General features: G+C 66.4%; 10 protein-coding genes. 8 read left to right on the forward strand and 2 right to left on the reverse strand.

The window, feature by feature from the left end; genetic code table 11:
• Nucleotides 1-158: 158 nt before the first annotated feature.
• Nucleotides 159-623 carry a hypothetical protein gene (locus AC3A4Z_RS14905; RefSeq protein WP_498712463.1) on the reverse strand — a complete coding sequence of 155 codons (465 nt, stop codon included), beginning with the start codon at nucleotides 621-623 and terminating at the stop codon, nucleotides 159-161.
• Between the two features lie 252 nt (nucleotides 624-875).
• Nucleotides 876-1,424 carry a YceI family protein gene (locus AC3A4Z_RS14910; protein WP_493961511.1) on the reverse strand — a complete coding sequence of 183 codons (549 nt, stop codon included), beginning with the start codon at nucleotides 1,422-1,424 and terminating at the stop codon, nucleotides 876-878.
• Nucleotides 1,425-1,629: 205 nt separating this feature from the next.
• On the opposite strand from AC3A4Z_RS14910, the gene AC3A4Z_RS14915 reads away from it, so the two are divergent.
• From AC3A4Z_RS14915 to AC3A4Z_RS14950, 8 genes are all read left to right on the forward strand, one after another.
• Complete coding sequence (locus AC3A4Z_RS14915; protein WP_493972431.1) at nucleotides 1,630-2,310, forward strand: histidine phosphatase family protein; 681 nt, start codon at nucleotides 1,630-1,632, stop codon at nucleotides 2,308-2,310.
• A 2-nt stretch (nucleotides 2,311-2,312) separates the two neighbouring features.
• A complete protein-coding gene (locus AC3A4Z_RS14920) occupies nucleotides 2,313-2,939 on the forward strand; it encodes a TlpA family protein disulfide reductase (protein WP_498712464.1) in 627 nt (208 codons plus the stop codon).
• Nucleotides 2,940-2,941: 2 nt separating this feature from the next.
• Nucleotides 2,942-3,697 carry a cytochrome c biogenesis protein CcdA gene (locus AC3A4Z_RS14925; RefSeq protein WP_493972429.1) on the forward strand — a complete coding sequence of 252 codons (756 nt, stop codon included), beginning with the start codon at nucleotides 2,942-2,944 and terminating at the stop codon, nucleotides 3,695-3,697.
• On the forward strand, nucleotides 3,697-5,442 hold the full coding sequence (resB, locus tag AC3A4Z_RS14930) for a cytochrome c biogenesis protein ResB (protein ID WP_498712465.1): 1,746 nt from the start codon (nucleotides 3,697-3,699) through the stop codon (nucleotides 5,440-5,442). The genes AC3A4Z_RS14925 and resB overlap by 1 nt, the downstream gene beginning before the upstream one ends.
• A complete protein-coding gene (gene ccsB / locus AC3A4Z_RS14935; protein ID WP_493972427.1) occupies nucleotides 5,442-6,527 on the forward strand; it encodes a c-type cytochrome biogenesis protein CcsB in 1,086 nt (361 codons plus the stop codon). Before resB ends, ccsB begins: the two co-directional genes overlap by 1 nt.
• 153 nt (nucleotides 6,528-6,680) lie before the next feature.
• Nucleotides 6,681-8,882: an Hsp70 family protein gene (locus tag AC3A4Z_RS14940; RefSeq protein ID WP_498712466.1), complete on the forward strand. Its 2,202-nt coding sequence runs from the start codon at nucleotides 6,681-6,683 to the stop codon at nucleotides 8,880-8,882.
• A gap of 1 nt (nucleotide 8,883) precedes the next feature.
• Nucleotides 8,884-10,950, forward strand: a complete 2,067-nt coding sequence (locus tag AC3A4Z_RS14945; protein ID WP_498712467.1) for a LuxR C-terminal-related transcriptional regulator — start codon at nucleotides 8,884-8,886, stop codon at nucleotides 10,948-10,950.
• Nucleotides 10,951-11,116: 166 nt separating this feature from the next.
• Nucleotides 11,117-12,211 carry an IniB N-terminal domain-containing protein gene (locus AC3A4Z_RS14950; protein ID WP_498712468.1) on the forward strand — a complete coding sequence of 365 codons (1,095 nt, stop codon included), beginning with the start codon at nucleotides 11,117-11,119 and terminating at the stop codon, nucleotides 12,209-12,211.
• Nucleotides 12,212-12,311 lie beyond the last annotated feature (100 nt).

Raw genomic sequence — 12,311 nt, forward strand, 5'->3', positions numbered from 1 at the left:
CCAGGTGGGCTGCCGGGTTTCGGTCCTGCGCCCTACCCCCAGCATGGCTTAAGTCCACCGTACCCCCGGACCGGCCGCTTGGGGGTCATTCCAGGGAGGTATTCCGCCCGCCGTTCCGCGGGTACACCTGCTTGAAAAGCAGTTGCCCGCCGGGCCACTCAGCTGCTGCCGCTCCTGCTGCCCGCAGCAGCGAACCACGCGTGTGACCGGGGCACCCACAGCAGGATTGTTGCTGCAAGGCTGATGAGGAAGCCGGCCCAGTTGCCGCCCTGGCCTACCCGCATCGCCAGGTTGGCCAGGGCAAGGACCAGGGTAACGGCGGTGAGGATGGTGAGGGCCAGCCGGGCCCACTGCCTTCCTGCCTTTATCCGGAAGGCAAAAACGATCTGTGCGGTGCCCACGGCGGCCGCCAACGCCATCAGCAACAGGACCCCGAGGGCCGCGCCGGGTGCTGCGGCAAACAGGGTCAGCGAGGCGAGCATGCCGAGCAGTCCGCCGAGCAGGCCGAGGAGGCCGCCGACGAACCAGATCCAGAAGGAGACCTTGAGCTCGGTGGGAAGGCCGGCCACCGAGAACATCGCGGCGAAAGCGTTGCGCGGCCTGGCATCCTCAAAGTTGCTCATGGCCCTCACTGTAGCCGCGCCACGGGTTTTAGTACCGCTGCGGCGGGCCCGTAAGCGCAGTGACTTCGCGGTTCGTTGCGCAGGGACTTCCCCTGCGCAACGGGTTCCGGCTTCACGGCGCAGGATGGGACAAAGGGCGGCACCCTTAGAAGGCCGCACCTTAAACAGCAGCACCCCGGCACTGGCCGAAGCCGGTGCCGGGGTGCTGCTGTTTAGTCCGGGTTCTTCAGGGAAAGAAACCTGACCGTTGAATTAGGCCGCGGGAGCGATGAAGGCGAGTTCGAGGTTGATGGCAACCTTGTCGCTGACCAGCACGCCACCGGTCTCGAGGACTGCGTTCCAGGTCAGGCCGAAGTCCTTGCGGCTGATGGTGGTTTCGGCGGAGACGCCGGCGCGGGTGTTGCCGAACGGGTCCACGGCCACACCGTTGAACTCGGTCTCGAGGGTGACGGGACGGGTGACGCCCTTGATGGTCAGGTCGCCGGACAGTTCGTAGCTGTTGCCCTTGGCCACCAGGCCGTTGGAGACGAAGGAGATTTCGGGGAACTTCTCCACGTCGAAGAAGTCCTCGCCCTTGACGTGGCCGTCGCGGTTGGCGTCGCCGGAGTCAAAGCTGGCGGTGTTGATGGTGGCGCTGATCTTGGAATCGGCCACGTCCTCGGCGAGGTCCAGGGTGGCAGCGGCTTCCGTGAACTGGCCGCGGACTTTGCTGATGCCAGCGTGGCGAACGGTGAAGCCGATCTCGCTGTGGGAGTTGTCGAGGGTCCAGGTTCCGGTGGTGACGTCTGCGGGAAGTGCCATGATGTTGCTCCTTAGAGGGTGATGCCTGTTTGTCGGGTGTACGTGTTGAAGCTTCATCTGTTGAAGTCTCAACTAACTGCTGCATCTACTATAAACATGCATTTGCATCTTTTGTTCCCGATCCCGGAACATTTCTTCATAAACTTCAGTTCTACTGGATGTAGAAGATTTCGGATCGCACGCCATCTTTGAGAAACTGGTAAACATGCCCCAAGCCACTGTCCATCTGCTCCGCCACGGCGAGGTCCACAACCCTGACGGCGTTTTGTACGGACGGCTGCCCGAATTCCACCTCTCCGAGCTGGGGCAGGAGATGGCGCGCATGCTCGCGGAGCACTTCCGGCAGCGCGCTGCCGGCGGCGCCCGCATTACTTACCTGGCCGCCTCGCCGCTGGACCGCGCGCAGGAAACCGCCCGGCCGACGTCGGAAGCGCTGCAGTTGCAGATCCACACGGACGAGCGGATCATCGAAGCGGAGAACTACTTCGAGGGTATGAAGGTCACCAAGGCTGAACTCCGCCGGCCCAAGCACTGGCCGCGCCTGGTTAATCCCCTGCGGCCTTCGTGGGGTGAGCCGTATAAGCAGCAGGCAGCCCGGGTCATGGCAGCCGTGCAGGAGGCGCGCCTGCGCGCCATCGAGCTGGCGGACGGCGAGTTCGGGACGGACGGGCCTGAGGCCATCATGGTCAGCCACCAGCTCCCCATCTGGGCAACCCGTCTCAGTGCCGAAGGCAAACCCCTGTGGCACGATCCGCGCAAGCGCGAGTGCACCCTGACCTCCATCACGTCGCTGGTCTTCGACGACGACGGCGCGCTTGTGCGCGTTATGTACAGCGAACCCGCGGCGTCCCTTCTTCCCGGTGCCGCCAGCACCCCTGGAGCCTAGTAGTGACTGAAAGCAACAATCCGGCCGTGCCGTCAACCTCCCGCCGCAGCGTCCTTGCTGCGGGCGGTTTCGCGCTGGCCGCCCTCACCCTGGGCCTCTCGGGCTGCGCCCAGCAGGATGCACTCGCCGAGCAGGCCAGGGCCGGGGACAACAAAAACTATGTCGCCGGCGACGGCTCCGTCACGGAGTTCGCCGCCGCGGACCGCAAATCCGCCGTGCAGGTCAACGGGACTCTGTTCAGCGGCGCTGCCGTGGCGCCGTCGGATTTCCAGGGCAAAGTGACCGTCCTGAACTTCTGGTTCGCCGCCTGCGCCCCGTGCCGGGTGGAAGCGCCCATCCTCGAGGAGCTCCACCAGGAGTTCAAGCCGCAGGGCGTGCAGTTCTTCGGCGTCAACCTCCGCGATGAGAAAGCCACCGCGGAAGCCTTCGAGAAGTCCTTCAACCTGACCTACCCCAGCTTTGACGACAAGGACGGCGGCGTCCTCCTGTCCGTCTCAGGGCTGGTTCCCCCCGGCGCAGTCCCCACCACGCTGGTTCTGGACAAGCAGGGACGCGTGGCCTCCCGCGTCCTGGGCGAAATCCAAAAGGGCACCCTGAAGGCCCTCATCGCTGCCGCCGTGGCCGAGTAGCCGTGAACAGCCCCTTCGCCGAAGCCATCCTCAACGGCTCGCTCCTCCTTGCCATTCCGGTGGCGCTGCTGGCCGGACTGGTCTCCTTCCTGTCCCCGTGCGTCCTGCCGCTGGTGCCCGGCTACCTCGGCTACGTCACGGGGTTGTCCGGGGTGGACCTGGAAAAGCAGAAGCGCGGCCGGATGCTGGTGGGGATCGGCCTGTTCGTGTTGGGCTTCTCCGTCATCTTCGTCCTGCTGGGCGGTGCGTTCGGCCAGCTGGGCAGCCTGATCACCGGCTCGCAGAACGCCTGGATCACCCAAGTCCTGGGCATCCTGGTGATGGTGATGGGCATCGTGTTTATGGGCGGCTTCGGCTGGCTGCAGCGTGATGCCAAGATCCATGCCAAGCCGCCGGCAGGGCTGTGGGGCGCGCCGCTGCTGGGCCTGACCTTCGGGCTCGGCTGGGCGCCCTGCATCGGGCCCACCTACTCCGCGGTCCAGCTCCTGAGCCTGTCCGGCGGCTCGTCCGCGGCGAAGGGCGCCTTCCTGGCCTTTGTGTACAGCCTGGGGCTCGGGATCCCGTTCCTGCTGATCGCCCTGGCGTTGCGCCGGGGGATGGGCGTGATGGCGTTCTTCCGCAAGCACCGCCTTGCCATCCAGCGCACCGGCGGCGGCATCCTGGTGCTCCTTGGCCTGCTGATGGCCAGCGGCGTCTGGGGAACCTGGGTCACCGGGCTGCAGTACTGGTTCCAAACCGATGTGAAGTTGCCGATCTGATGAGCGAGCGTGTGAACGTAAAGAAAAAGTCCTCCACTCCGGTAGCGGAGGCCAAGGCTGACGCTGCGCTGCCGGCGTTGGGGCCCGTGGGCATGCTCCGCTGGGCCTGGACCCAGCTGACCAGCATGCGCACCGCGTTGTTCCTCCTGCTGCTGCTCGCCGTCGCGGCGGTCCCGGGCTCCCTGTTCCCGCAGCGGCCGGCCAACCCGTCCGTGGTTACGCAGTACATCAAGGACAACCCGGACTACGGCAAGCTGCTGGACACCCTTCAGCTGTACGACGTCTACTCGTCGGCCTGGTTCTCGGCCATCTACCTGCTGCTGTTCATCTCGCTGATCGGCTGCGTGGTGCCGCGCGCCATCGCCCACTACAAGGCCATGCGCTCCCAGCCGCCACGTACCCCCGCGCGGCTTTCGCGCCTGCCCGAGTACGGCACGCTGGTCATTCCGGCCGACGTCGGGATCCCGGCGTCGGAAGCCATCACCAGTGCCGCCGGGCTGCTGAAGAAGCGCGGCTACCGTGTGGAGGTGCGCGACGCCGACGGCGAACGCCCCTCCCTCGGTGCCGAGCGCGGCTTCGCTAAAGAGGTGGGAAACCTCGTGTTCCACACCTCGCTGATCGGAGTGCTGGTGTCAGTGGCCATCGGCGGACTGTTCGGCTACAGCGGCCAGCGCATCCTGGTGGAGGGCGATACGTTCGTGAACACCCTGGTGGGCTACGACCAGTTCACACCGGGCACCAACTTCCAGTCCAGCCAACTGCAGCCCTACTCCCTCCAGCTGGACAAGTTCGACATCACGTTCGACCGCGAATCCCAGGGCAAATTCGGCCAGCCCATCGACTTCTCCGCCGCCGTGACCACCAAGGAAAGCCCGGACGCGCCAGCCAAGCAGGAAATCCTCAAGGTCAACGATCCCGTCACCCTGGGCGGCACCAGCATCTACCTCACCGGCAACGGCTACGCCCCCGTGGTAACCATCAAGGACGGCGCCGGCAACGTGGCCATGCAGGGCCCGGTGGTGGCCAAGCTGCAAGGGGACAACTACTACTCCTCCGTGGTGATCAAGGTCCCCGACGCCAAGCCGGACCAGCTGGGATTCGCCGGTTTCTTCCTGCCCACCGCGTTCGTCTCCAATGCGGGCGTTTCCTTCAGCGGCGATCCCGAGCTGTTCAATCCGCAGCTGACCCTGAACTCCTACTACGGAGACCTTGGCCTGGATGCGGGCTCCCCGCAGAACGTCTTCGAACTGGACGTCAAGGACCTGACCCCGCTGAACGCCCGCAACCTTGACGCCGGCGGCATCACCCTGGCCCCCGGCACCAGCTACACGCTCCCGGACGGCAAGGGCACCATCAGCTTTGACGGCGTAAAGCGCTACATCGGCGTGGACATCCACCACAACCCCGGCCAGCTCTACGCCCTGATCTTTGCGCTCCTGGCGGTAGCCGGCCTGATCCTGTCCCTCTACGTCAACCGCCGCCGTGTCTGGATCCGTACCGGCACCCACGCGGACGGCCGCACCATGGTGGAATACGGGCTCCTGGCCCGCGGCGAAGACCACCGGCTCGCCGGTGAATCGGACGCCGTCCGGAAGCTGCTGGCCGGGGAGTGGCAGCTGGCTGAAGATGCGGACTCCCGCGAATCACAGCAAACTCCCAGCCGCATCCCCGATAATGACGCAGGCGCTGCCACGACCGCCCCTCGCACCCCAGCCGGCCCCTCCGGGCCCGAAAAGGACCAGTAATGCCGTTCGGAATCAACGAAACCATGGGCCAGTACAGCGAGCTTTTTATGCTGCTGGCGGCCGGCACGTACACGGTGGCCTTCATCGCTTTCGCATGGGACCTAGCGAAGAGCAGCAAGGCCCTGCGGGCCATCGACCTCAAGGCCGCGCAGGCCGAAGAGTCGATTAAGGTGCCGGCCATTGCAGGTGCGGGGAGCCGGAGTGAGTCCCACCTGGCCGGGCCGGCGGGCAGGGCTGAACGGCCGTCGTCGTCCACTGCCCGGCCGGAAGGCGCAGGGGGCGGGGGAGTCATCACCGCCGACGGCGACATGCGGTACGCCGCTGAACGGCGCGCCCCCGCACGGGTGGCCGTGGCCCTGACCGTCCTGGGCGCAGTGATCCACGGCGCCGGCGTGCTGACCCGCGCCCTGGGCGCCGGCCGCGTGCCGTGGGGCAACATGTACGAATTCCTCACCACCGGTGCCTTCGTGGCCATTGCCGTGTTCCTGCTGGTGCTGATCCGGCGCGACCTGCGGTTCCTCGGAACGTTCGTGGTGGGCCTGGGCATCATCATGCTGGTGGCTGCCTCGGTGGCGTACTGGACCCCGGTGGGGCACCTCGTCCCCGCCCTGCAGAGCTATTGGCTGATCATCCACGTGTCCATCGCGGTGCTCTCCTCCGCGCTGTTCACCCTGACGTTCGCCATGTCCGCCCTGCAGCTGGTCCAGTCCCACCGGCAGAAAACCGTTGCAGCCGGGGGCGCGGACAAGCTCGGCTTCATGCGCCTGGTGCCGTCCGCGCTGAGCCTGGAAAACCTGTCCTACCGGATCAACGCCATTGCCTTCATCGGCTGGACGTTCACCCTGATGTTCGGTGCCATCTGGGCGGAAAAGGCGTGGGGCAGGTTCTGGGGCTGGGACACCAAGGAAGTATGGACCTTTGTGATCTGGGTGGTTTACGCTGGCTACCTCCACGCGCGCGCAACCCGCGGCTGGACCGGAACACGTGCTGCCTGGCTCTCGATCGTCGGCTACCTGTGCGTCATCTTCAACTTCACTATCGTGAACCAGTTCTTCAACGGGCTTCACTCGTACTCCGGGCTCTGAACAGGGGTTTCTTCCGTAACTCGGGGGAGTCGCAGGAAAATAACCAATCGGTGTAGCAATAGGGGTGTTCGCCGTCGTGCCGTGATGCTACCTTGGTGACGTTCGCCAGTGATGAAGCTTGCAGGCGAAACGCGAGTTTTTCCTGAGGTTCCCATGAGCTACGTTCTCGCCATTGATGTCGGGACCAGTTTCACCGCTGCCGCCGTGGCCAGATTTGGCCAGCAAGCTTCTCCTGCTCCTGAGTCCCTGCCGCTGGGCCTCCGCGGAGCGGCGGTGCCTTCGGTGCTGTACTACCCGGAGCAAGGCCCCCTGCTGGTGGGGGAGGCGGCAGAACGCCGCGGACTCGATTCCCCCGGCCGGGTGGTGCGCGAATTCAAGCGCCGCGTGGGTGATGCTGTCCCCATTTCGGTGGGGGATTTGTCCCTGCCTGCCGAAGACGTCTTCGCCACGATGGCCCGCTGGGTAGTGGACCGGGCAACGGAGCGCGAGGGAGCTCCGCCGTCGGAAGTCATCCTCACCCACCCCGCTGCCTGGGGCAGCCACCGGATTTCCGTGATTCTGGCGGCCCTGGCCGCCAAAGGCCTGGACCACGTTTCGCTCGTCCCCGAGCCGGAGGCGGCGGCCTTGTACTACGCCTCGCAGGTCCGGGTGGAGGCCGGCAGCACCATCGCCGTCTACGACCTTGGCGGCGGAACCTTTGACACCGCTGTCCTGCGGAAGGCCGGTGGCAACCGGTTCCAGCTGGTGGGGCGCCCGGAGGGAATCGAGAACCTGGGTGGCGCTGACTTCGATGCGGCGGTATTCCGCTACGTTGCCGGGCACACCGGCGACGTCCTGTCTGCGCTTGACCTGGCCGATACAGGGGTGCGCGGTGCCCTCGGAAGGCTGCGGCGCGAATGCGTGGAAGCCAAGGAAGCGCTCTCCTCGGACAGCGAGGCCAGCATTTCGGTGCTCCTTCCCGGCTTCCAGCAGCAGATCCGCCTGGTGCGCGCGGACTTCGAAGCGCTGATTGAGGATTCAGTCCGCGATACCGTCGAGGCGCTGGAGCAGTCGCTGGCGCAGCTGGAGCTGGAACCGGCCGACCTCTCCGCCGTGCTGCTGATTGGCGGATCATCACGGATCCCGCTCGTGGCGCAGCTGATCTCCGAGACGCTCGACCGGCCCATCGCCGTCGACGCCGACCCCAAATCCTCCATCTGCTTGGGCGCCGCGGTGTCCGCGGTGCTCGCCCGGGCGGAAGCCCAGGCAGCGGGCGGTGAGGCGCCGGAAGCCGGCGTTGTTCCCGCCCTGGAGGCCGGCGGGCACGTTGCGCACCATGCCAGCTGGTCACGCCACAAGGGTACGACGGCGGGCGGCGCCCTTTCAGCAGCCGCCGCCGCTGCCCACGGCCACGGCCACGGCGGCGCCCACGCCCCGAAGCCGACCGTCCGGCTGACGGCAATTGCGGCCGCGGCAGCTCTGGTGACTGTCCTTACTGCCACTGCGGCCCAGAGTCCGGCAGGCTTGAGTGAGCTGACGGCCATCTTTGTGCCGGAAGTGGGCGCGGCTGCTGACGAGGGTCCGGCTGCTGCCGACGCCGGCGGTTCAGGCGGCGGAGGCGGCGCGGGTGCGCCAGCGGCTGCGGCAGCGGGCGTGCCGTTGGCCGGCATCGAAGCCGGGGTGGACAAAAGAGCCGAGGTGGACAAAAGAGCCGAGGCGGCCAGCGCAGTGGGCCTTGACGTCGAGGCTTCTCCCACCAGCCGGCCTTCGCAGCAAGCGGCCGCGGCCAATGGCGCGGCAGGATCGGACGGCGCTGCTGGTTCAGGAGCGGGCGCAGGTGGAAGCGCGGGTTCCGCGGGCGGCGGTGGTGCTCCCGGAACCACCAATCCCACCGGAACACCAACCGCAATTGATCCGGTGACCGGTCAGCCGGTGCCGACAACGACCGATCCGGTGACGGGCCAGCCCGTGCCGACCACAACTGATCCTGCGACGCCGACGCCGACTCCGACGCCCACTGATCCGGTGACGGGTCTCCCGTTGCCGACGACTGCTCCCACGACCCCGGTCCCTGATCCCACAACGCAGGCGCCGTCGCCTACGCCTGTCACAACGGAAGTGCCGCCGCCTCCGCCTGTCACGACCGAAGCGCCGCCGCCTCCACCTGTCACTACCGAAGCGCCGCCGCCGCCTCCGCCTGTCACCACGGTGGCGCCGCCACCCCCGCCTCCTGCCACCACGGTGGCGCCGCCGCCCCCGCCTCCTGCCACCACGGTGGCGCCGCCGCCCCCGCCTCCTGTAGTGGAGCCGGCTCCCACCACCGCACCAACCCTGACGGAGCCGGTGACACCCGTTCCCACCGTGCCGGCGGTCTAGGATGGTCGGCCATAATTCACACGCGGAAGGCCATGTTTTCCTGGCGTCGGAATTGAACCCCGGCCATTCGCCGCACGCTGCCGAACAGATGGCCAGGCAGCTTAGAGGCGAAAACGCGGCGGTCCGCGAGCTCCTGCTGGCGCTGTCCGTAGGTTTCGTATTGCCGGGTCCGTTGCCCGCGGACCTGCAGCGGAAGATTGACGGCTGCGAGGTGGAAAGCCTTGACGCCCTGGTGAAGCGGGCGGAATCCACCGGGTTGCTGACCCCGGACGGGACGGTGGTGGGCCCCGCCCAGCACGCCCTGCTGACCGTAGCGTCAACGGCCAGGGTGCACGCACTCCAGCGCGAACTCGTGTCCACGTATGCGGCGGACGGCCAGCCGCTCGGAGACCTCGCCCGCGAGCTGGCCCGCGGCGGCCTGGCAGACTCCCGCGTCGCGCTCGAGCTTGAACACGCAGCTGACAAGGCACTCGAACATGATCCGGGACTGGCCGTCCAGCTCTACGACGAGGCCCTGCTGGCCGGAGCCGATGACATTGCCACGGCCGCACGCCGTGCCCAGGCTGCTGCAGCCGATGGGGACCTGGATACGGCCGCCCGGATCATCGACACCCTCCTGGTTTGCACCGATCCTCCGGACGTCCGCCGCGGGGTGGATGTTGCGGCGGCAGTGTGGGCGCAGCGGGGCATGCTCGCCAGGGGAGCCGACGCCTACAGCTGGCTTGGTGCCGCGAGGGTTGGTCCCTCCGCGCCCATGGCCGCTGTCGCCATGATCGGCTGCGGCAATATAGCCGGTGCCACATCCTTATTCCGGGCAGACGCTCCGCCGTCAGCTCCCACGCTGCTGGCGGCAGCCCTCGCGGAAACAGGGAAAGGCATCCTCGAGTCGCTGGCCCAGGACCCGCACCAGGCGCTCCCGGTGCTGATCCACGCCTCGGACATGCTCAACGCCGCGGGCACGGCCCTTCCCCTTCCGGATACCCCGGCGGTCCTTGCCGCGCTCCTCGCCCTGCACCAAGGGGAACCCCATTTGGCTGAAACCGTGTGCCGGTCGGCCGCTGCCGCTGGGCAGGGCGGAAATGCCGCCAAGCCAAGGCTCTTCCTGCTGCAGGCATGGTCGCTCATGCAGCAGGACAAGGTGGACGACGCCCGGCTTGCCATCAATGAGGCCTCGAAGGCGAACCCCTGGCCACTGGTCCCGCGCGACGAATTCCTGTGTGCGGCGCTGGAAGTGGGGCTCGCACGGCGGAACGGCGAAATCCCGGAACTCATCCTGGCCTGGGAGCGGGCGCGCGAAGCAATGCTGCACACAGCGGTGGACCTTTACAGCCTGTTGCCGTGGGGCGAGCTGATGATCGCCGCAGCCCGGCTGAGGGAGACCCGCAGGGTGGCGTATTACCTGGACGAGGCGAACCAGCTTTTGGGGCGCGTTGGTGATGCGCCCCTTTGGGCAGTGCCGTTCCATTGGGCAGCCGTCCAGGCGGCGCTGCTCAGCGAGAGCCCGGCAGATCTTGCCCCCCACGCCGCCGCTCTGGCACGGGCCGCGAACCATAACCACCTCGCCGCCGTACTCGCCCGCGCGGGCAAGGCCTGGGTTTCGGTGCTGGCAGGGAACTTCCAGCCAGCGGACGTCGAGGCGGCAGCGCGGAGCCTGGGCAGGGTAGGAATGCCGTGGGAAGGCGCCAGGCTTGCCGGACATGCAGCGGCGCGGGCCGAAGAGCGCAAGGACATGGTGCGTCTGCTGTCCTGCGCCAGGGATCTTCACCCGCAGTCGAACCCGGGCGGAAACGGAGCCGCTCCCGTCCCTGAGGCCGGAACCCCGGCGGCCGAAGCGGCCAACGGCATGCATCCGGACGGCTCGGGTTTGAGCGAGCGGGAAAAGGAAGTGGCCAGGCTGGTGCTGGAAGGCAAGACGTACCGGGAGATTGGGGAGGCAATCTACATTTCCCCCCGGACTGCCGAACACCACATCGCCCGGATGCGGCGCCGCCTCGGAGCTGAAAGCCGCTCCGATCTGCTGGCCAGGCTCCGGTTGGCCCTGGCCCCTGAAAATCCCGAACAGGAATGAGCCCCTAAGGCCCCTAACGGACCTGCCGGCGCTTGCCCGGAAGGGGGGACCGCCGGCAGGGGGAAATGGACCGATGCCCGGCCCCCGCAGGTAACCCTACGTTTGATTCAAGCCCGGTAAGGACGCCGGGCGATCCGCAACTTTCGAGAAGATTGAGGACCATCAAATGACACTCGCAAACGATCTCGTCCAGTTCCTGATGCATCTCTTCGGCGACCGCCAGGCCGCCCAGGACTTCCTGGATGATCCGGAACGCGTCCTTGAAGACCATGGCCTTGGGGGCGTCTGCTCGGCTGACGTTGACGCAGCCATGCCGGTTGTCCTGGACTACGCACCGGTCACGATCAACGCTTCGCGGTTCGACCGGGACTACAACACCGGCGGCAACAACTCCAGCACCGACCACAACGGTGGCGGCGGCTACACCCCGCCGCCGGCTGGCGGCGGCCACGGCGGCGGCCACCACGATAACGACGACCATGCACACGCCATCCAGCAGCTGCACCACGTGGTGAACAACTACTCCTACACCTCCACGGTGGACGACCGGGACACCATCACCGACCAGTCCGTCAACCAGAACATCTGGGCTGACGGCGACGTCCGGCAGTGGTTCGACAACGATTCCGTAGTGGCCTCGGGCGACCGTGCCATCGCGGCCGGCGACGACGCTGATGTTGAGGATTCCAACAACATCGAGGACTCCTACAACACGGACAACTCAACGGATAACTCGACGGACAACTCCATCAACGCCGGCCGCGATGCCAGTGTCGGCAACACGGACACGGACATCGACGACTCCTTCAACACCGATGTCGACATCGACGCCGATCTGGATAATGTCGGCAACACCGACAACTCCACAGACATCGATGTCAGGGATTCCGGCAACGACAACTCGATCAATGATTCCTTGAACGACAACTCGGACCGTTCGGTTGACGTTGATGCAACTCTGGAGAACATCGGCAATACCGACAACTCGATCAATGACTCGTTGAATGACAACTCGGACCGCTCGATTGACGTTGATGCAACCCTTGAGAACTTCGGCAATACCGATAACTCGGTGAACGATTCGCTCAACGATTCCCTGAACGACGAGTCTGTGGATGTCGGCGACGTAGACGTTACCCAAGTAGAGGTTGGCGACATTGACGCCGAGTTCACCAACATCGAGAACTCGCTCGTTGTGGCCGAGAACGACCTGGACGTCACCGCCGCAGTCGCTGGCGACGACGCCACAATCGAGGACTGATGCCCCGGCAATAGTCTCGGGGTACGGCAGGCGCCCGGCAGGAGGCACCCACCTCCTGCCGGGCTCTTCCCGGCCCAACCCTCGTTCCCGACCAAGACCA

It is taken from the genome of Arthrobacter sp. Soil_C_49, assembly GCF_057656635.1.